At 67.5% G+C, this 19,878-nt stretch carries 21 protein-coding genes and 1 riboswitch; of the genes, 7 read left to right on the top strand and 14 right to left on the bottom strand.

Annotation, left to right across the window (positions count from 1 at the left end):
• Nucleotides 1-46 precede the first annotated feature (46 nt).
• The 4 genes from U4Y91_RS23510 to U4Y91_RS23525 form a co-directional block, all read right to left on the bottom strand.
• Nucleotides 47-406 (bottom strand): c-type cytochrome, encoded by a 360-nt coding sequence (locus tag U4Y91_RS23510; RefSeq protein ID WP_321807091.1) that lies wholly within the window; start codon nucleotides 404-406, stop codon nucleotides 47-49.
• The gene (locus tag U4Y91_RS23515; RefSeq protein WP_321807092.1) at nucleotides 403-1,200 is read right to left on the bottom strand and encodes a BON domain-containing protein; all 798 of its coding nucleotides are present in this window, start codon (nucleotides 1,198-1,200) and stop codon (nucleotides 403-405) included. The genes U4Y91_RS23510 and U4Y91_RS23515 overlap by 4 nt, the downstream gene beginning before the upstream one ends.
• A gap of 17 nt (nucleotides 1,201-1,217) precedes the next feature.
• Nucleotides 1,218-1,802, bottom strand: a complete 585-nt coding sequence (locus U4Y91_RS23520; protein WP_257775734.1) for an SIS domain-containing protein — start codon at nucleotides 1,800-1,802, stop codon at nucleotides 1,218-1,220.
• 127 nt (nucleotides 1,803-1,929) lie between these two features.
• Complete coding sequence (locus tag U4Y91_RS23525; protein WP_321807221.1) at nucleotides 1,930-2,358, bottom strand: YraN family protein; 429 nt, start codon at nucleotides 2,356-2,358, stop codon at nucleotides 1,930-1,932.
• 46 nt (nucleotides 2,359-2,404) lie between these two features.
• Between U4Y91_RS23525 and rsmI the strand changes: the two genes are divergently transcribed.
• Nucleotides 2,405-3,283, top strand: a complete 879-nt coding sequence (gene rsmI, locus U4Y91_RS23530) for a 16S rRNA (cytidine(1402)-2'-O)-methyltransferase (RefSeq protein WP_321807093.1) — start codon at nucleotides 2,405-2,407, stop codon at nucleotides 3,281-3,283.
• Between the two features lie 95 nt (nucleotides 3,284-3,378).
• Here the strand turns inward: rsmI and U4Y91_RS23535 are convergent, their stop codons facing one another.
• On the bottom strand, nucleotides 3,379-3,990 hold the full coding sequence (locus U4Y91_RS23535) for a septal ring lytic transglycosylase RlpA family protein (protein WP_321807094.1): 612 nt from the start codon (nucleotides 3,988-3,990) through the stop codon (nucleotides 3,379-3,381).
• Between the two features lie 659 nt (nucleotides 3,991-4,649).
• On the opposite strand from U4Y91_RS23535, the gene U4Y91_RS23540 reads away from it, so the two are divergent.
• The 3 genes from U4Y91_RS23540 to U4Y91_RS23550 all read left to right on the top strand — a co-directional run bounded on the left by U4Y91_RS23540 (nucleotide 4,650) and on the right by U4Y91_RS23550 (nucleotide 6,500).
• Entirely contained in the window at nucleotides 4,650-5,294 is a 645-nt protein-coding gene (locus tag U4Y91_RS23540) for an MBL fold metallo-hydrolase (RefSeq protein ID WP_044846354.1), read from the top strand.
• Nucleotides 5,291-5,950 carry an exonuclease gene (locus tag U4Y91_RS23545; RefSeq protein WP_321807095.1) on the top strand — a complete coding sequence of 220 codons (660 nt, stop codon included), beginning with the start codon at nucleotides 5,291-5,293 and terminating at the stop codon, nucleotides 5,948-5,950. Before U4Y91_RS23540 ends, U4Y91_RS23545 begins: the two co-directional genes overlap by 4 nt.
• Before the next feature lie 79 nt (nucleotides 5,951-6,029).
• Complete coding sequence (locus U4Y91_RS23550) at nucleotides 6,030-6,500, top strand: Lrp/AsnC family transcriptional regulator (protein WP_006477376.1); 471 nt, start codon at nucleotides 6,030-6,032, stop codon at nucleotides 6,498-6,500.
• A 27-nt stretch (nucleotides 6,501-6,527) separates the two neighbouring features.
• On the opposite strand, the gene U4Y91_RS23555 is transcribed toward U4Y91_RS23550, so the two are convergent.
• From U4Y91_RS23555 to U4Y91_RS23565, 3 genes are all read right to left on the bottom strand, one after another.
• A complete protein-coding gene (locus tag U4Y91_RS23555) occupies nucleotides 6,528-7,685 on the bottom strand; it encodes a cation diffusion facilitator family transporter (RefSeq protein WP_321807096.1) in 1,158 nt (385 codons plus the stop codon).
• A gap of 238 nt (nucleotides 7,686-7,923) precedes the next feature.
• Nucleotides 7,924-8,217 (bottom strand): H-NS histone family protein, encoded by a 294-nt coding sequence (locus U4Y91_RS23560; protein ID WP_321807222.1) that lies wholly within the window; start codon nucleotides 8,215-8,217, stop codon nucleotides 7,924-7,926.
• Nucleotides 8,218-8,570: 353 nt separating this feature from the next.
• A complete protein-coding gene (locus U4Y91_RS23565) occupies nucleotides 8,571-9,230 on the bottom strand; it encodes a HugZ family protein (RefSeq protein ID WP_321807097.1) in 660 nt (219 codons plus the stop codon).
• 274 nt (nucleotides 9,231-9,504) lie between these two features.
• Between U4Y91_RS23565 and U4Y91_RS23570 the strand changes: the two genes are divergently transcribed.
• Complete coding sequence (locus U4Y91_RS23570) at nucleotides 9,505-10,719, top strand: MFS transporter (RefSeq protein WP_321807098.1); 1,215 nt, start codon at nucleotides 9,505-9,507, stop codon at nucleotides 10,717-10,719.
• Nucleotides 10,720-10,802: 83 nt separating this feature from the next.
• On the opposite strand, the gene U4Y91_RS23575 is transcribed toward U4Y91_RS23570, so the two are convergent.
• A complete protein-coding gene (locus U4Y91_RS23575; protein ID WP_321807099.1) occupies nucleotides 10,803-11,945 on the bottom strand; it encodes a branched-chain amino acid ABC transporter substrate-binding protein in 1,143 nt (380 codons plus the stop codon).
• A gap of 439 nt (nucleotides 11,946-12,384) precedes the next feature.
• Entirely contained in the window at nucleotides 12,385-13,464 is a 1,080-nt protein-coding gene (locus U4Y91_RS23580; RefSeq protein ID WP_321807100.1) for an NAD(P)H-dependent flavin oxidoreductase, read from the bottom strand.
• Between the two features lie 270 nt (nucleotides 13,465-13,734).
• Between U4Y91_RS23580 and U4Y91_RS23585 the strand changes: the two genes are divergently transcribed.
• Together U4Y91_RS23585 and U4Y91_RS23590 are read left to right on the top strand one after the other, a co-directional pair.
• Nucleotides 13,735-14,427 carry a dienelactone hydrolase family protein gene (locus U4Y91_RS23585; RefSeq protein WP_321807101.1) on the top strand — a complete coding sequence of 231 codons (693 nt, stop codon included), beginning with the start codon at nucleotides 13,735-13,737 and terminating at the stop codon, nucleotides 14,425-14,427.
• 81 nt (nucleotides 14,428-14,508) lie between these two features.
• The gene (locus U4Y91_RS23590) at nucleotides 14,509-15,987 is read left to right on the top strand and encodes an amidase (RefSeq protein WP_321807102.1); all 1,479 of its coding nucleotides are present in this window, start codon (nucleotides 14,509-14,511) and stop codon (nucleotides 15,985-15,987) included.
• 113 nt (nucleotides 15,988-16,100) lie between these two features.
• Here the strand turns inward: U4Y91_RS23590 and metF are convergent, their stop codons facing one another.
• From metF to U4Y91_RS23610, 4 genes are all read right to left on the bottom strand, one after another.
• Complete coding sequence (metF, locus tag U4Y91_RS23595) at nucleotides 16,101-16,931, bottom strand: methylenetetrahydrofolate reductase [NAD(P)H] (protein ID WP_321807103.1); 831 nt, start codon at nucleotides 16,929-16,931, stop codon at nucleotides 16,101-16,103.
• Between the two features lie 24 nt (nucleotides 16,932-16,955).
• Nucleotides 16,956-17,309 carry a phage holin family protein gene (locus U4Y91_RS23600; protein ID WP_006477367.1) on the bottom strand — a complete coding sequence of 118 codons (354 nt, stop codon included), beginning with the start codon at nucleotides 17,307-17,309 and terminating at the stop codon, nucleotides 16,956-16,958.
• A gap of 182 nt (nucleotides 17,310-17,491) precedes the next feature.
• Entirely contained in the window at nucleotides 17,492-18,910 is a 1,419-nt protein-coding gene (ahcY, locus tag U4Y91_RS23605) for an adenosylhomocysteinase (RefSeq protein ID WP_321807104.1), read from the bottom strand.
• Nucleotides 18,911-18,944: 34 nt separating this feature from the next.
• Nucleotides 18,945-19,061: riboswitch (S-adenosyl-L-homocysteine riboswitch) on the bottom strand.
• 79 nt (nucleotides 19,062-19,140) lie between these two features.
• The gene (locus tag U4Y91_RS23610) at nucleotides 19,141-19,875 is read right to left on the bottom strand and encodes an RNA polymerase sigma factor FliA (protein WP_044846366.1); all 735 of its coding nucleotides are present in this window, start codon (nucleotides 19,873-19,875) and stop codon (nucleotides 19,141-19,143) included.
• Nucleotides 19,876-19,878: the final 3 nt, after the last annotated feature.

Consider the following 19,878-nt stretch of genomic DNA (forward strand, 5'->3'; position numbering starts at 1 on the left):
ATGCATTTCCGCGCTTGGCAATAGGGGTTCCGTCACCCCCGACGCGTCACTTCGACGGCGCGCCGGCCAGCACCCATTCGACCACGGAGCGCAGATCCGCGTCGCTCATGCGCGGGTGCGCCGGCATCGGAATCGCGCCCCACACGCCGGAGCCACCGTCCTTCACCTTCTTCGACAGCTTCGCGACAGCCTGCGGATCGGACTTGTAGCGGGCGGCGATGTCCTTGAACGACGGACCGACGAGCTTGCGGTCCACTGCGTGGCAGCCCATGCAGGCATTGCTGCGCGCGACCTTCAGGCCGTCGCCGACGTCCGCATGCGCCGTGCCGAGCGCGCCGGCCGCGAGCGCGGCCGTCGCGGCGCCCTGCACCATCCATTGCTTCAACTTCATCTGCGTCGACTTCATTGCGGCGTGGCCTTCGGGTTACCCGGATGCACGCTCGACGAATTCGAGATCGGCGCCGGCGGTTGCAGCGGCGTGGACTGGACCGACGCATCGGGCACGGCACCGACCGTCGCGGCATCCGCGGGCGCGGCAGCGGGCTGCGCGCCGGATGCCCCGCTCGGCGACGCGGCCTGCAATGCCTGCGCGTCCTGCGGCTGGATGTACTGGAACACCTTCACGACCTTCTCGACACCCGGCACCTGGCTCGCCGCATCCGCGCCGCGATTGCCTTCGTCGACCGTCACGAGACCCAGCAGGTAGATGTTGCCGCGCTCGCTGACGACCTTGTAGTAGTTCGCCGACAGCCCCTTCGTCGCGATGAACTCGGACTTCACGCGCCCTTCGAGATACGAGTCGTTCGCGCGCGACGACAGCGACGACGCCGGCTCCACCGACAACTCGTTGACGATCGCGCTCACGTTGTTGATGCCGCGCACGATTTCCTCGGCGCGCTGCTTCGATGCGTCGTTCGGCACTTCGCCCGTCAGCAGCACGCGACGGTTGAACACCGTCACGTTCACGTGCGACTGGTCCGGCAGCCCGTTGTTGATCTGCGTGAGCGACTTGACCTGGATCTCGCGATCCTCGGTCTGCGCGCCGAGCGTACGGCGATCGGTCGCGATCAGCGCACCGCCGCCGGCCGCCGCACCCAGCACGCCGAGCACGCAACCCTGCAGCGACATCGCGAGGCCCGCCGTCAGCGCGGCGAGCAACGTGGTTCTGACGAGCGTCTGTTTGACGCGGCTTTGGTTCATCGACGGCTCTCCTTCGTTCAATCCTCACCCAGCAGCATCGCGTCGATGCCGTCGCACAGGCAGTGGATGGTCAGCAGATGGACTTCGTGGACGCGCGCCGCGCGCGAGGCGGGCACGCTGATCGGAATATCGGTATCGGACAGCGCGGCCGCGACGGCGTGGCCGTCGCCGCCCGTCAGCGCGACGACGGTCATCTCGCGCTCGTGCGCCTCGTCGATCGCGGCCAGCACGCGCGGCGACGCGCCGCTCGCGTCGAGCACCAGCAGGATGTCGCCGGTCTGCCCGAGCACGCGCACCTGCTGCGCGAACAGCTGGTCGGCGGCGGATGCCCCCATGAGGCCGCCCTGCGACGCATCGGTGGCCAGCGCGATCGCGGGCAGGCCCGGACGCTCGCGCTCGAAGCCGCCGACGAGCGACACGGCGAGGTAGTGCGCGGCGGCGGCCGACGGGCCGTCCCCGCACGCGACGATCTTGTTGCCGTTCGCCAGCGCGGCGAACATCGCATCGACCGCGGCTGCGATCGGCAGCGACAGCGCGTCGGCCGCTTCGGCGTGTAGCGCGGCGCTGTCGCGGAAATGTTGCTGAATACGTTCGACTGACATCGATTCCTGGTGAACTGGGCGCGTGGGCACACCGCGCGCAACGTCATGGGTGCGGCGAGTTTACCGCACTCCGGCACCCTCTCCGGGGGTATGACAAGAACTCTTTACATCTGGTCACAGCTCGCGGCTACGCATCGTCGGCACGAAATGCATCGCGCAGCCACTCGAGCCGGCCGGCCTCGAACGCGACGACGTCGAAACGGCACGCGGCACCCGCGCCATGCCGTACCCAGAAATGAAGCGCGGCCTTGACCAGACGCCGCCGCTTGCGCCAGCCGACGCTCGCGGCCGCGCCGCCGTGCCGGGTGCTGCGTCGCGCGCGCACCTCGACGAACACGAGCGTGCCGTCGGGCGTGCGCATCACGAGGTCGAGTTCGCCGCCGCGCATCGTCACGTTCGCCGCGACGAAGGCGAGACCGCGGCGCTCCAGGAACTGCCGCGCGCGCTGCTCGAACGCCGCGCCAACCGACCTGGATCGCGCCGTGCCGGAAAAATTGCCGCCGCCGCGCGGCAAACCGCGCTCGCCGCCCGGCGCGGCCGGCGCGGCGTGGCACAATGCCGTCCTTGTTCCGCTTGCGCCGCGATTGCGCGCATTGCCTGCCATGACTGCCCTCCTCGAACTCGCGCAAACGCAGCACTACCCGCACGCCGCGCTCTACGTGGTCGCGACGCCGATCGGCAACACCGCCGACATCACGCTGCGCGCGCTGCACGTGCTCGGCCTCGCCGACCGCATCGCGGCCGAAGACACCCGCAACACGGGCCAGCTGCTGGCCCGCTACGGCATCTCGAAACCGCTCGTCGCCGTGCATGAGCACAACGAACGCGAAGCCGCGCTGCGCGTGATCGAGCTGCTGCGCGCCGGCGAACGCGTCGCGTACGTATCGGACGCCGGCACGCCCGGCATTTCGGACCCCGGCGCGCGGCTCGTCGACGCCGTGCGCGCGGCCGGCTTCGCGGTGATTCCGCTGCCGGGCGCGAGCGCGGCCGTGACCGCGCTGAGCGTGGCGGGCGACTGGGCGGGCGCGTTCACGTTCGCGGGCTTCCTGCCGCCGAAGGCGAAGCAACGTGCGAACGCGCTGCAGGCGCTCGTGCGGCACCCGTACGCGCTGGTGTTCTACGAAGCGCCGCACCGGATCGCGGACACCGTCGCCGCCCTCGCCGACGCGTTCGGCCCCGCGCGCCGGCTGCTGATCGCGCGCGAGCTCACCAAGCTACACGAGCAGCTGTTCCAGGGCACCCTGGCCGAAGGACAGAGCTGGCTCGACGGCGATGCGAACCGGCAGCGCGGCGAGTTCGTGCTGGTCGTGGAAGGCGCGCCGGCCGACGGCGGCGAAGCCGACGACACCGCGCACGACGCGCTGCTCAAGCTGCTGCTGGAAGAAGTGCCGGTGAAGAGCGCGGCGAAGCTCGCGGCCGCGCTGACGGGCGCGTCGCGCAACGCGCTGTATGCGCGCGCGCTGGTGCTGAAGGAAGGCTGACGCGCGAGCGCGGGCGGCCTCCGCCGCCCGGCACGCGGAAACGCAAAAGGGCTGCCCGAAGGCAGCCCTTTTGCGTAGGCGGACGAACCGCCGTGTTACCTCGCCGAGACCGACGCCAACATTTCGTCGCGTGCCTCGCGCGCTTCCTGCGGCGACAGCCCTTCGATCTTCACGCGGCCCGTGCCGGCATGCACGAGGCCGATCATCCGGGCAGCGGCATACGACAGGTCGAGCACGCGGCCGCGCTTGTACGGCCCGCGATCGTTGACCTTCACGACGACCCACTTGCCGGTCGACGCGTTCGTCACCTTGATGTACGACGACAGCGGCAGCGTGCGGTGCGCGGCGGTCAGCGCGTTCATGTTGAAGCGCTCGCCGTTCGCGGTGCGGCGGCCGTGGAAATCCCGGCCATACCACGATGCCCGGCCCGTCTGGCGGAAGTCGGACACATCCTTGCCGTCGATCGGCTCGGCGTCCGCCAGCGACGACTTCTTCGCGTCCTTGCTGTCGGCAGCCGGCATCGTTGCCAGCGCGGAATCGAAATTCAGTTGCTGCTTGTCGTCATCCGCTTTCGCGGCCGCGGCCGTCTTGTTGGCCGCGTTCTTCTGGTTGGCGCTGCCGGTGGTCTGGCTGGGTGGCACCGCACAGCCCGTCAGCGCAAAAAATAAAGCAATGGTCCCGAATCGAGTCGGAAATCGAAAATTCATCGACGTGTCGCCTTCTGGTTCGGGCCGCACCGATACAACGCTGCTGAACAACGCAGATACGCGGCCCGGACGGCAAATGCGTGCACGCCCCGCTCGGCTACGCGAGCAGGCGGCTAGCATGGGCGCGGCTTTCGTCTCTGCCGCAACCGTCCTGATTAGTTTTCACGTCTGGCGCAACCTGTCCCCGGCAGCCTGACCAGACCCCACATGCCGCCATCGAACATGGCTTTCACGTTCGCGCGCGTCGCGTACAGCCAACGCACAGGAACGGCGGCACAGGCCTCATCCGGCGGCGCGGCAGCAAGGCCGCAGACGGGCGCGCAGCACCCGGCCGGACAAGACGTGAGCACCGAATGCTCGGTGCTGGATACACCGCCGGACTCCCCGGCGGTCGATGCTTGACGGTGAATCCGACACCTCATTTAACGGGGTCGAAACACCAGTGAATTGCGTGAAATTCACGCGCAATGGGGCGCATTATACATAAACCAAAAGCCTGTCTCGAAAAGGACCCCGTCCGGACCATTGATTCTCACTATGGCTGTAACAATCGGGATGCTCGGAGATTGCCCGCACGAGCGCGTCCGACACCGCACCGCGGGACCGGCAGGCCGCGCGCGCGACCGGTACAATCGCTCCTTTTAGCCGCCGGTGTCTCCATGAAAGTCACGCTCATTCCGGTCACGCCGTTCCAGCAGAACTGCTCGCTGCTCGTCTGCGAAAAGACCGGCCGCGCCGCCGTCGTCGATCCGGGCGGCGATCTCGAACGGATCGAACAGGAGATCGCGCGGCAGAACGTGCAGGTCGAGAAGGTGCTGCTCACGCACGGCCACGTCGATCACTGCGCGGGCGCGAAGGCACTCGCGACGCACTACGGCGTGCCGATCGTGGGACCGCAGGAAGACGAGCGCTTCTGGATCGAGCAACTGCCGATGCAGAGCCAGCGCTTCGGCTTCCCGGCCGCCGAAACGTTCGAGCCGGACCATTGGCTGAACGACGGCGACACCGTGCAGTTCGGCGACGAGACGCTCGAGGTCTATCACTGCCCCGGCCACACGCCCGGCCACGTCGTGTTCTTCAGCCGCGCGCATCGCGTCGCGATCGTCGGCGACGTGCTGTTCGCCGGCTCGATCGGCCGCACCGATTTCCCGCGCGGCAACCACGCGGACCTCGTGCGCTCGATCAAGGAGAAACTGTGGCCGCTCGGCGACGACGTCACGTTCGTGCCGGGCCACGGCCCGGTGTCGACCTTCGGCGACGAGCGCCGCACGAATCCGTTCGTGTCCGACAAGGTGTTCGGATGAACCAGACCGCCATCCCCGAAATCTACGTCAGCACCGACGTCGAGGCCGACGGGCCGATTCCCGGCCCGCACTCGATGCTGAGCTTCGCGTCGGCTGCCTATACGGAGGACAAGCAGCTGATCGCGACGTTCTCCGCGAACCTCGAGACGCTGCCCGGCGCGCAGGCCCATCCGGTGCAGGAAGCGTGGTGGAAGACGGAGCCGGAAGCGTGGGCCGCGTGCCGGCGCGACCTGCAGGCGCCGGCGGCCGCGCTCGTCGCGTACGTCGAATGGGTCGAGGCGCTGCCCGGCAAGCCGGTGTTCGTCGCGATGCCGGCCGGCTTCGATTTCACGTTCATGTTCTGGTACATGATGCACTTCGCCGGACGCTGCCCGTTCTCGTGGTCGGCGCTCGACATCAAGACGCTCGCGTTCGCGATGACGGGCCTGCCGTACCGCAAGGCGATCAAGCCGCGCTTTCCGAAGCACTGGTTCGACGATCATCCGCATACGCATGTCGCGCTCGACGATGCGATCGAGCAAGGCGCGCTGTTCTGCAACATGCTCGCCGACCTGCGCCGCCAGCAGGCCGCGCTCGCGGGCCTCGCGGTGGCCGACACCGATCGGTCGGAACAGGCGGGGGCGGGACAAAACCCAACGGATCCGCGGGCAAATTAGCGAATCTCGCTCAACGGCGCGCCGCCAGATTGCCTTTCCTTTCCCGGCCCTCTAACATTCAGCGTGTTGTAGCTGCCGCATGGAGGCGCAGGTGACGCTCGATTCCTTTTCGCAAAAAATCCTTCGCCTGTTGCAGCTCGACGCGCGCCGTTCCGTGCAGGAAATCTCCGACCAGGTCGGCCTGTCGAGTACGCCGTGCTGGCGCCGCATCAAGGACATGGAACAGTCCGGCGTGATCCAGCGCTACACCGCGCTGCTCGATCGCGAGAAGCTCGGCCTGCACGTCTGTGCGCTCGCGCACGTGCACCTGACCCGCCACAACGAAGGCGGCGTCGAACAGTTCGAGCGCGAGATCGCGACCTGCCCGGAAGTCACCGAGTGCTACAGCACGACGGGCGAAGCCGATTACATCCTCAAGATCGTCGCCCCCGACATCAAGGCCTACGACGTCTTCCTGCACGAACGGATCTTCAAGATCCCGGCCGTGTCGCAGGTGCGCACGAGCGTCGTGCTGCGCGAAATCAAGTTCGACACGCAACTGCCGCTGTAACGCGCGGCCCGCGGTCGCGGGCGCCGCTCACGCCTGCGCCGGCAGCCCGCGCGTGAAGCCGATCCGGCGCGCGCCGAACTGGCGCTTCAGCGCGTCGACATCGAGCCGGCCGGCCAGTGCCGCGTCGGTATCGCCCGCGCCGGCGTCGAGCGTCACGTCGATCTCGAGCCCCGTGCTCAGGTAGTGCAGGTTGATCGCGGCCGGATGCAGCCCGCGCTGCGCGAGCGCGGCCTCGAGCCGCGCCGCGATCTCGGCACGCGGCGGCAGTGCGAGCGCCGGACGGCGCGCCGCGTCGTTCTCGGGATCGACGTGAATCAGCGCGTCGAGCACGCGCGGGTCGCGCAGCACGCGTGCGCGTGCGGTCTCCGCGATGTAATGCCCTTCGGAGACGGAGATCATCGGATCGACGAGGATGTGCGCGTCGACGAGCGCCGCATCGCCCATCTTGCGCGTGCGCAGGTCGTGCACGTCGCGCACGCCCGGCGTCGCGGCGAGCAACGCGCGGATCTCGGCCGTGTCGGTGGTGCCGAGTGCGCGATCCGACAGGTCCTGCAGCGCGTCATAGCCGAACGTCCAGCCCATGCGCGCGACCATGAAGCCGACGATCGCGGCGGCGATCGGGTCGAGCAGCCGCACGCCGGCGAGACTGCCGACGATGCCGATCGCAACGACGAGCGACGATGCGGCGTCCGAGCGCGCATGCCATGCGTTCGCGACGAGCATCGCCGAACGCACGCGCCGCGCCTCGCGCAGCATGTAGCGGAACAACGCCTCTTTCGACACGAGCACCGTGAGCGCGACGATCAGCGCGGAAAAATGGACGGCCGGGATGTTTTCGAGATTCACGAGACGGTTGCCCGCGCGCCAGAGCATGCCGATACCGACCGCGATCAGGATCGCGCCGAGAAACAGCGACGCGACGGTCTCGTAGCGGCTGTGTCCGTAATTGTGATCGGCATCCGGCGATGCGCCACTATGACGATTCGCAACCAGTACGACAAAATCCGAGATCAAATCGGAAATCGAATGGATACCGTCGGCAATCAATGCCTGCGAATGCGCAACCACGCCGACGACGATCTGAAACGTCGCAAGCACCACATTCAGCACAATACTGACGAGGGTGCTCTTGCGCGCGACCGCGTGCTTATCTGCGCTTTGTGCGTCGTCGGAAAACGTGGACATGAAATGCGAGATATCGGTTGGGATACGTAATTCTACCAAACGACCCTCGCGGGGCATTCCGATAACCCAAAATTTTCCATTTAAATCAATCGCTTATGCGAACGGGTCGCATTTTCATTCACGCGCCGTTTCTGACATATTCATGACAGAACGCATACATTCCGATTCCACGATACAAAAAAGCCGCGCTCCTGCACGGATACGCGGCTCTTTTCGAGGCAACGATGTAAACAGTTGTTTAAATCGTGAACTGTTCGCGGTCCTTGCCGGCGATCCAGCGCGGCGGCTTGCCGCGGCCCGACCACGTCGCGCCCGTTTCCGGATCGCGGTACTTCGCTGCCACGCCTGCGCGCGGACGACCGACCTTACCTGCCTTCGCGCGGCTGAGGCCGAGATCGGCGAGCGAAAAGCCGTAGTCGGCAATTTTCTGCTTCACGTCATTCAGCACTTCGGCGTATTCGCGCGACTTCGCTTCTTCGATTTGCTTCTCCAGCTTCTCCCGCTGGGCCAGCAGGTCCTTGTAAGAAGACATAGTTTCCCTTTCGATATGACCAATGGCGCCGATCTGCAGCCGGCTCACCATTCATGAAATATTTGTGCCTCGGATTTTGAAGGCAGAGATTAGCACAAAAAAGATTTGATAGAAGCAGGATTCATGAAAATCCCGAGACCAATTGTAATTCACGCATGTCATTTTGACCGTCCACGGCCTTTTCTCAAATTTTTACGCGCTTGCATAGAGATTAGGACATTACCGATCCGGAAATAGGCCTATCAGCATACGCAATTACCCGCATTCGGAAAAATCAAAGCTTTCATCCGGCGACATGTTTGCGAAAATCGTACGGCGCGAGACGCTAAACAGACAAAGCGGTATCCGCGGCCTCACGTCACATCCCGCGCGCAGTCCATCAACCGCTCGCGCAGCGCGCCGGCATCGCCCGGCACCGGGTCGAACGGCGTGCGCACACGGCGGCCGTCGCAGCGCCAGTCGGCGCCGTGGCGGTCGACGCCGAGCAGGTCGAGCCCGGCGCGGCGCGCATCGCTCGAGTCGTACGCGTCCCACAGCGCCCGTTCGTCGTCGAACCCGAGCGGCGGCAGCGCATCGAGGCCGGTGCCGTCCACCCAGCCCATCCGGCCGAATCCGCCGATATAGCGCAGCCGCTCGATATCGAGCGCCCAGAACGTGAAATCGCCCAGCGCGAGATAGCGCGCGGCGTCGGGTTCGTAGCGCAGGTAGCGCGCGGCGGCATGCGGCGCGTCGCCGAGCGGCACGAAGCGGCCGAGCAGCGTCGCGCGCTCCGCGTTCAGCACGTCGCCGTCCGGCGCGTCGACGACGAGGAAGCCCGCGCGCGGATCGGCGGCGAGGTTGCGTGTGTGCTCGGCGAGGCCGCTCACGAGAATCACGGGCCGATGATTCGCATCGGGTGCGAACGGCACGACCGTCGGATAGGGAAAGCCTTGCGGGTCGCGCGCGTGGGTCGCGAGCGTGCCGAGCGCGCAGCGATGCAGCAGGTGCAGGGCAAGGACGGGATCGATGTTCACGGTGACTCCTGCGATCGGAAGGCCTGGGGGCAACGGTGGCGAAGGCGCGCCGCACCGAAACGCGTCGGGCACGCCGCCTGCGCATCGATGTTACCCGCGGCGGCGGCTTGCCGGGCATCGGCCGGATGGCCGACGCGCCCCGTGCAAGCGGTGTGCGCGCCGATCACCATCGGCCGGACGGCCAGCGCGCCGGCAAGACCGTAAACGGTTCGATAGAATCGGACGAATCCGACGGGCGCGACGCGCCCGCGCATTGTCCATTCAAGAGCGTTCCGTGTCCGAATCCTCCTCCCGATCCTCGTCCGATTTTTCCGCACCGCCCGACGCGCATCGCGTGCTGGCGTTGCCGGTCCGCCAGCGCGCACGCACGGCCACGATGGCGCTGTTCTTCGTCGCCGGGATGCTGTACGCGTCGTGGGGCGTGCACGTGCCGACCGTGCGCGACAAGTTCGCGTTGAGCCCGGGGCTGCTGTCGATCGCGCTATTCGCGGTCGCGGGCGGCTCGATCGCCGCGATGCTGACGATCGCGCGCTGGATCGCGCGCGTCGGCTCGCGCACCGCGTGCCTCGCGGGCGGGCTCGTGATGGCCGCCTGCGCGGCGCTGATCCTCGTCGCCCCCGATTACTGGATGCTGCTCGTCGTGCTCGCGCTGTTCGGCTTCTCGATGGCGACGCTCGACGTCGCGATGAATGCCGAGGCGAGCGCGGTCGAGATCGCGCTCGGCAAGCCGATCATGTCGTCGCTGCACGGGATGTTCAGCATCGGCGGAATGTCGGGGGCGGCGGCCGGCGGCGCGCTGCTGTCGGCCGGCATGGCGCCGGCCGTGCATCTCGCGCTCGCGGCGGCCGTCAGCGCCGCGGTGCTGCTCGCCGCGAGCCCGTCCGTGCTGCCGCACGTGCCGCATCACGAACACGCGCATGGCGGCGGCAACCGCTGGCGCTCGCCCGCGCTGTGGATGCTCGGCGGCATCGCGCTGATCGCACTGATCGCCGAAGGCGCGATGTACGACTGGGCGACCGTCTACATGCGCGACGTCGTCGCGGCGAGCCCCGCGCTCGCGAGCGCCGCGTATGCGGCGTTCTCCGGCGGGATGGCGATCGCGCGTTTCGCCGGCGACGCGGTGCGCGCGCGCTTCGGCGCGCCGCAGCTCGTGTTCGCGAGCGCGTCGCTCGCGTGCGCCGGGATGATCGGCGCACTGCTGCTGCCGAACCCGATCGCCGTGCTGACGGGCTTCACGCTGATGGGCCTCGGCCTCGCGAACATGATGCCCGTGCTGTTCGCCGCCGCCGCGCGCGTGAAAGGCATCCACGCGGCCGAAGGCCTCGCGCACGTGGCCGGGCTCGCGTATTTCGGACTGCTGTTCGGTCCGGTCGCGATCGGCGCGGTCGCGCAGACCGCGAACCTGACCATCGGGCTGGCGGTCGTCGCGCTGTGCGCGGCACTCGTTGCGGCCATCGCGCCGAAGGTCCTCGCACACCTGAAGATCTGACCGCGCGGCGGGCACGCCAAAAAGAAAGCGCGCCTGCGTTGCCGCAGGCGCGCTTTCACCCCTTCTGTCGACCGCAGTTCAGCTTACATCTTCACTTCGTCGAGCAGCGTCTTCTTGCCGCTCTTGTAGTTGTACAGCGAGATCACGCCGTGCTGCAGGTCGCCCTTCGAGTCGAAGGTCGTCGTGCCGATCACGCCCGTGTAGTTCGTCGCCGGCATCGCCGAGACGATCTTCGCCGGATCCGTCGAGTTCGAACGCTTCATCGCGTCGACGACGATGTACACGGCGTCATACGTGAACGGTGCGTAGATCTGGATCGGCTGGCCGAAGCGCTTCTCGAACTTCGCCTTGAACGCGCTGCCGCCCGGCATCTTCTCGAGCGAAGCGCCCGCTTCCGAGCACACGATGTTGTCGGTCGCGTCGCCGGCCAGGTCGGCCAGCTTTTCCGTGCACACGCCGTCGCCCGCGAGGATCTTCGCGCGCACGCCAAGCTGCTTCGCCTGCTTCGCGAACGGGCCGCCGGTGGCGTCCATGCCGCCGTACATGATCGCGTCCGGATTCTCACCCTTGATCTTGGTCAGAATCGCGCGGAAGTCGACCGCCTTGTCGTTCGTCGCGTCGTGCGACACCACCTTCAGGCCGAGTGCCTTCGCCTTCTTCTCGAACTCGTTCGCGAGACCCTGGCCGTATGCGGTCGAATCGTCGACCACCGCCACGCTCTTGATGCCCTTCGAGTGCGCGTAGTTCGCGAGTGCCGGGCCCTGCTGCGCATCGGTCGCCACCACGCGATACGTGGTCTTGAAGCCTTGCTGCGTGTAGGCCGGGTTGGTCGCCGACGGCGAGATCTGCACGATGCCCGCATCGCTGTAGATCTTCGAGGCCGGGATCGACGTGCCCGAGTTCAGGTGGCCGATGACGGCGACGACCTTGTCGTCGACGAGCTTCTGCGCAACCTGCGTGGCCTGCCGCGGGTCGGCCGCGTCATCCTGCGGGTCGAGTTGCAGCGTGATTTTCTGGCCGCCGATCGTGAGACCCTTGGCGTTGATCTCCTCGACCGCGAGACGTGCACCGTTTTCGTTGTCCTTGCCCAGGTGTGCAATACCGCCCGTCAAGGGCGCGACGTGGCCGATCTTGACGACTTGATCGGCGGCCGCGTTGCTTGCCGCTGCAACGCACAGCATCGCCGCTGCGGTGATCGGCAACAGCTTTTGCATCTTGATATTCATGTAAGTCTCCAGTTTCGGTCCCAATAAACGCCATCGCCCGGTGCCCCGCTGCCATCCCTGTGTTTGCATTCACTGGACGATTCGCCGGTTGCATCGTTCATGCACTTGGCCTCAAGCACGTGGGAAGCAGCCGCTTTTAGCAGCCGCCCGCCCGTACTTGCGCGCAAGTGTAGGTGATCAAATTAATTTGTGGGACTTTTTTGGGGTAGTGGGAACACTACCGATACGGGCACTTTGGAGTGATTGCTCGAATATCGCTGCGAGCCCCGCCGGATAAGGGTTTCCGCTAATTTCGCACGGTCGCGCGAAAGGTTGATTTAAAGCATTCCCGGGTCATTTCGATTCGGTATTTTGTGCCCGGGATCATTGAATGAAACGCGCGTGACAACGCGCGCGTTTCGTGCGCCGACGCGAGCCGCTCCGGCGGTCGTCGAATCGTTTACGCAGGCACCGCGCGCCATTCGGCGTCGAGCGCGTCGACGAGCTGCGACGTCGTCAGCGAGGCGTCGCGCCGCCTGGCGAGCGGCGCGCCCTGCCCGGCCCACAGCGACAGATAGTCGCCGTCATTCGCGCGCGCGGCAGCCTGGCGCAGCGGCTGGGTCAGCGCGTTCTGCACCGGATACGGCGCGGCATCGGCCACGTGTTCGCCGAGCCGCATCATCAGCGCATTGCGCAATCCACGCGCATGGCGGCCGGTGATCGCGCGCGTGACCTGCGTCGACGTATCGGCGCTCGCGAGCAGCCGCGCTTTCCAGTCCGCCGCGATCGCGCTTTCCTCACACGTCAGGAACGCGGTGCCGAGCTGCGCGCCCTGCGCGCCGAGCGCGAGCGCGGCGGCGATCCCGCGGCCGTCCATGATGCCGCCCGCGGCGAGCACGGGCAGCCCGATCGCATCGACGAGTTGCGGCACCAGCGCGAGCGTGCCGATCAGCGCATCGTCGGCGGGGCCGATGAAGGTACCGCGATGGCCGCCGGCTTCGGCGCCCTGCGCGGACAGCGCGTCGGCGCCGGCCGCCCGCCACGCGAGCCCTTCGGCGACGTGCGTCGCGGTGCCGATCACGTAAGTGCCGGCGGCCTTCAGGCGCGCGACGTCGGCCGCGTCGAGCACGCCGAACGTGAAACTCGCGACCGGCACGCGCAGCGCGACGAGCGCGTCGAACTGCGCGCGGAAGTCGGGCGCGTAACGCGCGGGCGTGCTGCCCGGCGGCAGCCCGAGTATCGCGTTCAACGGATCGATTGCCGCGAGCGCGCGAGCGACGGTCGCCGCGTCGGGCGCGGCCTCGGGCAACACGAACAGGTTCACGGCGAACGGACGCGAAGTCGCCGCGCGAATCGCGGCGACTTCGGTCGCGAGACGGTCCGGCTCGAACGCACCGGCGCCGAGACTGCCGAGCGCGCCGGCGTTGGACGCGGCCGCGACCATCGCGGCCGTGGTCGCGCCGACCATCGGCGCCTGCACGAGCGGCAGGCGCAGGCCGAAGCGTTCGGAAAACGGGGTGGAAAATGCACGGGCTGGCATGGCGAATCCTTCGGGGACGATGCGCGAAAGCGCTTTGTAAAGGCCGACACGTCGACTCTATCGAAGCCGCACGCCGCCGAAAAATGAATAATCGAGATCGAAACGATCGCTGCGCGAGAAGCGGGTTCGGCACGCGGGTTCGAGCCGCGCACACCCGGCCGGCGCGCCGCTTGCGCGCGCTGCAGCGTCGCAGGATTGGTGGCACACTGGGCCGCCCCTATTTCCATCCGCGGCGCGCATGTCGCGCGCCCGTTCGCCAGGAGTTCCAACGTGACAGCCCAATGGATCGACATCCCGACCGGTAACGACAGCTTCGGCGGCTATCTCGCGCTGCCCAAGCGCGGCAAGGGCCCCGCCGTCATCATCGTCCAGGAAATCTTCGGCGTGAACTCGCACATTCGCGCGGTCGCCGACCAGTACGCAGCCGACGGCTTCGTCGCGCTCGCGCCGGACGTGTTCTGGCGCACGCAGCCGCGCGTCGAGCTGACCTACGAAGGCGCCGATCGCGACAAGGGCATCGAGCTGATGAAGAAGACCGACGTCGGCCTCGCGGTCGCGGACATCGGCGCGGCGGCCGACGCGTTGCGCGCGCGCCCCGAAGTCGCCGGCAAGGTCGCCGCGATCGGCTACTGCTTCGGCGGCCAGCTCGCGTACCGCGCGGCCGCGGCCGGCAAGGTCGATACGGCGGTCGCCTATTACGGCGGCGGCATCCAGAGTGCGCTCGACCTCGCGGGCAAGATCACGCAGCCGATCCTGTTCCACTACGCGGAGAACGATCACGGAATCCCGCTCGCCGCCGTCGAGCAGGTGAAGGCCGCGTTCGCGGGCCGCGACAACGCGTCGTTCCACCTGTACCCGGGCGCCGAGCACGGCTTCAACTGCACCGACCGCGCGTCGTACAACCAGCGCGCGGCGGCGCTCGCGCACGGCCGCACGCTGACGTTCCTCGCCGAGCACCTGTAAAGGCCGCCGGCAGCGGGTCCGGCGCGCCGGGCCCGCGTTATCCTCCTTTCATCGCCACAAGTCACAACGGGGGTGACTGCGATGCACTCGGACTATCTCGCGCATGACGCGATCGGCCTCGCCACGCTCGTGCGCGAACGCAAGGCGAGCCCGCGCGAACTGCTCGACGCCGCGATCGGCCAGGCCGAAGCGGTGAACGGCGCGATCAACGCGATCGTGCTGCAGGACTACGACGCCGCGCGCAAGCGCACGGAGCAGCCCGGCGACACCGGCACCGACGCGCCGTTCGCGGGCGTCCCGTATCTCGTCAAGGATCTGGGCGCGGCGGTCGCCGGGCTGCCGCTGTCGATGGGCAGCCGGCACTACCGCTACTTCGCCCCCGCCGACGATTCGCCGCTGATCGCGCGCAGCCGCGCGGCAGGGCTCAACGTGTTCGGCAAGACCAACACGTCGGAAATCGGCCAGATGCCGTACACCGAACCCGAGCTGTTCGGCGCGTGCCGCAATCCGTGGGACATCGATCACACGCCCGGCGGCTCGAGCGGCGGCGCGGCCGCGGCCGTCGCGGCCGGCATCGTGCCGCTCGCGCATGCGTCCGACGGCGGCGGCTCGATCCGGATCCCCGCGTCGTGCTGCGGGCTGTTCGGGTTGAAGCCGAGCCGCAATCCGGTGCTGGTCGACCTGCCGTCGAACGGCGAGCTGGTCGTCCAGCATGCGGTGTCGCGCAGCGTGCGCGACAGTGCGCTGCTGCTCGACGTAACGACCGGCCAGACGCTGCCGCCCGGCGCGCCCGGCACCTTTCTGGGCGCGCTCGACACGCCGCCCGGCCCGCTGCGGATCGGCCTCGTCGTCGACCCGATGCTCGCGCCGGCGCTCGCCGGCGACACGCGCGCGGCGCTCGACGACGCGGCCGCGCTGGTCGAATCGCTCGGCCATCACGTCGAACCGGCGACGCTGCACATCGACTACGCGCGCGCGGCCGAAACCTTTCTCACGCTGTGGGCGACGATCGCCGAGGAGCTGGTGCTGGGTGCGCGCGCGCTGACCGGGCGCACGCCGAAGCGCGCGGAGTTCGAGCCGGCGACGTGGGCGATGGCCGTCGTCGGCAAGCGCGTCGCCCGCGCGCGCCTGCCGGACGTGCTCGAATGGCAGCGCCAGCTCACCGTGCAGGTCGCGGGCCTCGTGTCGCGCTACGACGCGATCATGTGCGCGACGCTCGCGGGGCCGCCGGTCAAGATCGGCGAGCTGCAGCCGACGCCACTCGAAGCCGCGCAGATGAAGCTGCTCGGCGCGCTGCCGGTGAAGCCGCTGCTGCGCGAAATGCTCGCGAAAGCGTCGGAGAAGGCGTTCGCGTGGGCCGGCTGCACCGAGCTGTTCAACCTGACGGGCCAGCCGGCGATGTCGGTGCCGCTCTGGTGGAACGCGCGCGGGCTGCCGATCGGCGTGCAGTTCGTCGCGCGCCACGCCGACGATGCGTTGCTGCTGAAACTCGCGCGCCAGCTCGAACAGGCGCGGCCGTGGTTCGACCGGCGCCCGCCGCTGATGCAGGCGCAGCGCTGACGCCGGCGTGGCGGGCGGACCGGCCGACCGGCGGACCGGCGGACCGGCAGCGAAAAAAAGCCCCGCCGGTTTTGCCGACGGGGCTTTTGACGCATGCAACCGCGTGATGACGCTTACATCGAGAGCCGTTCGCAGATCGTCCGCGTCGCGGCCGCCGCGTTCAGCGTATAGAAGTGCAGGCCCGGCACGCCCGCGTCGATCAGGCGCTGGCACAGGCTCGTGACGACGTCCGCGCCGAACGCACGGATCGCGTCGCGATCGTCGCCGAAGCTCTCGAGCCGGCGCGCGACCCAGCGCGGCACTTCCGCGCCGCACATTTCCGAGAAGCGCATCAGCTGCGAGAAGTTCGTGATCGGCATGATGCCCGGCACGATCGGCACGTCCACCCCCAGCTTGCGCGCATCCTCGACGAAGCGGAAATACGCGTCGGCGTTGAAGAAGTATTGCGTGATCGCGGAATTCGCGCCGGCTTTCACCTTGCGCGCGAAGTTCTCGAGATCGGCCTTCGGCGAGCGCGATTGCGGATGGTATTCCGGATAGCCGGCGACTTCGATGTGGAACCAGTCGCCATGCTCGGCGCGGATGAAGCTGACGAGCTCGGACGCATAGCGCAGCTCGCCGACCGCGCCCATCCCCGACGGCAGGTCGCCGCGCAGCGCGACGATATGCCGGATGCCGTGCGAGCGGTACTGGTCGAGGATCGCGCGCAGGTTGTCGCGCGACGAGCCGATGCACGACAGGTGCGGCGCGGCCTCGAGGCCGTCCTTCTGCATGTCGAGCACGGTATCGAGCGTGCCCTGCTGCGTCGAGCCGCCGGCGCCGAACGTCACGGAGACGAATTTCGGCTTCAGCGGCAGCAGCTGCGCACGCGTCGCGCGCAGCTTCTCGACGCCCTCCGCCGTCTTCGGCGGGAAGAATTCAAACGAAAGTTCGATCGATTTCATGATTCGCAAGAGTGGGCTCGGCCGTCAGCCGATGTCGCGCTGCCCGAAGATCAGCGCGGACAGCAGCCACGACACGATGCTGTACAGGATCGAACCGAAGAACGCCGACCAGAAACCCGACACCTCGAAACCCTTCAGCAGCGACGACGCGAACCAGAAGCACAGCGCGTTCACGACGAGGATGAACACCCCGAGCGTGACGATCGTGACCGGCAGCGTCAGCAGGATCAGCACCGGCCGGATCACCGTGTTGATCAGGCCGAGCACGACCGCGATGATCAGCGCGGTGCCGAAGCTCTTGATGTGGATCGACGGCACGAGGTACGTGATGATCAGCAGCGCGAGGGCGTTGATGACCCAGGTGAGGATGACGCTCATGGAGGGCTCCGGTTCGGTTGTCGATCTGGTCGATCGGGTCGATCAATGCTCGGTGACCGCCGCCGGCCGCCATGCGTGCCGGCGCAGCGGCGGACATGACGCGACGGCCGGCGATCCGGCACCGTGCCGCCGTACCGCGCCCGCCCGATGCGGGACGCACGCGGCACGGCGGCGGCGGCGCATCAGTAGCGGTAGTGGTTCGGCTTGAACGGGCCGTCCTTCTGCACGCCGATGTACGAAGCCTGTTCGTCCGACAGCACGGACAGGTTCGCGCCGATGCGCGCGAGGTGCAGGCGCGCGACCTTTTCATCGAGATGCTTCGGCAGCACGTACACCTTGTTCTCGTACTCGTTGCCGCGCACGAACAGCTCGATCTGCGCGAGCGTCTGGTTCGCGAACGAGTTCGACATCACGAACGACGGGTGGCCGGTCGCGCAGCCGAGGTTCACGAGGCGGCCTTCGGCCAGCAGGATCACGCGCTTGCCGTCCGGGAAGATGATGTGGTCGACCTGCGGCTTGATGTTTTCCCACTGGTACTGGCGCGTCGACGCGACGTCGATTTCCGAGTCGAAGTGACCGATGTTGCAGACGATCGCGTTGTGGCGCATCGCCTTCATGTGATCGTGGTTGATCACGTGGTAGTTGCCGGTCGCCGTCACGAAGATGTCGGCCTTGTCGGCCGCGTATTCCATCGTCACGACGCGGTAGCCTTCCATCGCCGCCTGCAGCGCGCAGATCGGATCGATTTCGGTGACCCACACGGTCGCGCCGAGGCCGCGCAGCGACTGCGCGCAGCCCTTGCCCACGTCGCCGTAGCCCGCGACGACCGCGACCTTGCCCGCGATCATCACGTCGGTCGCGCGCTTGATGCCGTCGACGAGCGACTCGCGGCAGCCGTACAGGTTATCGAACTTCGACTTCGTGACCGAGTCGTTCACGTTGAACGCCGGGAACGGCAGGCGGCCGTCCTTTTCCATCTGGTACAGGCGGTGCACGCCGGTCGTGGTTTCCTCGGTCACGCCCTTGATGTGCGCGAGGCGCGTCGAGTACCAGGTCGGGTCCGCGTCGAGGTGCTTCGCGATCGACTTGAAGAGCGCGACTTCTTCCTCGTTGGTCGGCTTCGCGATCACCGAACGGTCCTTCTCGGCCTTCGAGCCGAGGATCAGCAGCAGCGTTGCGTCGCCGCCGTCGTCCAGGATCATGTTCGCGAATTCGCCGTTCGGCCATTCGAAGATGCGGTGCGAGAACTCCCAGTATTCGTCGAGCGACTCGCCCTTGAACGCGAACACCGGCGTGCCGGCTTCGACGATCGCGGCCGCGGCGTGGTCCTGCGTCGAGAAGATGTTGCACGACGCCCAGCGCACGTCCGCGCCGAGCGCCTTCAGCGTCTCGATCAGCACGCCGGTCTGGATCGTCATGTGCAGCGAACCGGCGATGCGCGCGCCCTTCAGCGGCTGCTGCGCCTTGTATTCGTCGCGGATCTGCACGAGGCCCGGCATTTCGGTCTCGGCGATGTTCAGTTCCTTGCGGCCCCAGCCGGCAAGCGCCATGTCGGCGACGATGTAATCCTTGGAAGCCTGGGAATCGATAATGGCGTTCATCACGCCCTCCTTTCTAAAAAAGTTCTAGAAATTGGTGACGTGAGCGCCGTTCAGGAAGCGGGGCCGGTGCAAATATCGCCGCACGGCTGCTTGGTGAAGCTTTCCGAGCCTGGCGGACGCAGGATGGTCCGTCGCAACGCTCCTCGGAAAACGGGAGGGATTGTAGCAAATCGGCGCGGGAAATGCGCGCCGCGCGCGGCATCGGCGCGCGTGTGGGCGCAATGAAAGGGTCAGTTCTCCGCGCCGACCCACGCCTGTTCGCGCAACCGCGCGCGCAGGCGCGCGACGGCCTGGCTGTGCAGCTGGCACACGCGCGACTCGCTGACCTCGAGCACCGCGCCGATCTCGCGCAGGTTCAGCCCGCGCTCGTAGTACAGCGACATCAGCAGCTTCTCCCGCTCGGGCAGCCGGTCGATCGCGTCGACGAGCGCCTCGCGCAGGTGGTCGTCGAGCAGCGCCGACAGCGGATCGGCATGATCGACGCGATAGCGGTCGAGGAACGGCTCGTCGTCGGCCGCGCGGTCGAAATCCTCGTAATAGATGAGCTGGCTGCCGTGCAGGTCCTGCAGCATCCCCTGGTATTCGTCGAGCGGCATCTTCAAGTGCTGCGCGATCTCGGTCTCGCTCGCCGAGCGGCCGAGCTGCTGCTCGACCTGGTGCACCGCGTGCTCGACCTCGCGCGACGTCTTGCGCAGGCTGCGCGGCAGCCAGTCGTTGCTGCGCAGCTCGTCGAGCATCGCGCCGCGGATGCGCTGGGTCGCATAGGTCTCGAACTGCGCGCCCTGGTCTTCCTTGTAGCGGCCGGCCGCGTCCATCAGGCCGATCATGCCGGCCTGGATCAGGTCGTCGAGGTCGACGCTCGCCGGCATCTTCGCGACGAGCTGCAGCCCCAGGCGCCGCACGAGCGGCGCGTATTGCGCGAGCACGTCGGCCTGGGTCATCTTTCCCTGAGCGTTGTACATCATGGC

The organism is Burkholderia sp. BCC1993 (assembly GCF_905339865.1).
Taxonomy (GTDB): domain Bacteria; phylum Pseudomonadota; class Gammaproteobacteria; order Burkholderiales; family Burkholderiaceae; genus Burkholderia.

What these genes read in the sequence shown, in the direction of transcription:
- U4Y91_RS23550 (WP_006477376.1), top strand. Translation starts at nt 6,030, where the DNA reads ATGGAGGCGCAGGTGACGCTCGATTCCTTTTCGCAAAAAATCCTTCGC.
- U4Y91_RS23510 (WP_321807091.1), bottom strand. Translation starts at nt 406, where the DNA reads ATGAAGTCGACGCAGATGAAGTTGAAGCAATGGATGGTGCAGGGCGCC.
- U4Y91_RS23540 (WP_044846354.1), top strand. Translation starts at nt 4,650, where the DNA reads ATGAAAGTCACGCTCATTCCGGTCACGCCGTTCCAGCAGAACTGCTCG.
- U4Y91_RS23590 (WP_321807102.1), top strand. Translation starts at nt 14,509, where the DNA reads ATGCACTCGGACTATCTCGCGCATGACGCGATCGGCCTCGCCACGCTC.
- U4Y91_RS23610 (WP_044846366.1), bottom strand. Translation starts at nt 19,875, where the DNA reads ATGATGTACAACGCTCAGGGAAAGATGACCCAGGCCGACGTGCTCGCG.
- U4Y91_RS23545 (WP_321807095.1), top strand. Translation starts at nt 5,291, where the DNA reads ATGAACCAGACCGCCATCCCCGAAATCTACGTCAGCACCGACGTCGAG.
- U4Y91_RS23535 (WP_321807094.1), bottom strand. Translation starts at nt 3,990, where the DNA reads ATGAATTTTCGATTTCCGACTCGATTCGGGACCATTGCTTTATTTTTT.
- metF (WP_321807103.1), bottom strand. Translation starts at nt 16,931, where the DNA reads ATGAAATCGATCGAACTTTCGTTTGAATTCTTCCCGCCGAAGACGGCG.
- ahcY (WP_321807104.1), bottom strand. Translation starts at nt 18,910, where the DNA reads ATGAACGCCATTATCGATTCCCAGGCTTCCAAGGATTACATCGTCGCC.
- U4Y91_RS23515 (WP_321807092.1), bottom strand. Translation starts at nt 1,200, where the DNA reads ATGAACCAAAGCCGCGTCAAACAGACGCTCGTCAGAACCACGTTGCTC.
- rsmI (WP_321807093.1), top strand. Translation starts at nt 2,405, where the DNA reads ATGACTGCCCTCCTCGAACTCGCGCAAACGCAGCACTACCCGCACGCC.
- U4Y91_RS23580 (WP_321807100.1), bottom strand. Translation starts at nt 13,464, where the DNA reads ATGCCAGCCCGTGCATTTTCCACCCCGTTTTCCGAACGCTTCGGCCTG.
- U4Y91_RS23575 (WP_321807099.1), bottom strand. Translation starts at nt 11,945, where the DNA reads ATGAATATCAAGATGCAAAAGCTGTTGCCGATCACCGCAGCGGCGATG.
- U4Y91_RS23520 (WP_257775734.1), bottom strand. Translation starts at nt 1,802, where the DNA reads ATGTCAGTCGAACGTATTCAGCAACATTTCCGCGACAGCGCCGCGCTA.
- U4Y91_RS23600 (WP_006477367.1), bottom strand. Translation starts at nt 17,309, where the DNA reads ATGAGCGTCATCCTCACCTGGGTCATCAACGCCCTCGCGCTGCTGATC.
- U4Y91_RS23560 (WP_321807222.1), bottom strand. Translation starts at nt 8,217, where the DNA reads ATGTCTTCTTACAAGGACCTGCTGGCCCAGCGGGAGAAGCTGGAGAAG.
- U4Y91_RS23555 (WP_321807096.1), bottom strand. Translation starts at nt 7,685, where the DNA reads ATGTCCACGTTTTCCGACGACGCACAAAGCGCAGATAAGCACGCGGTC.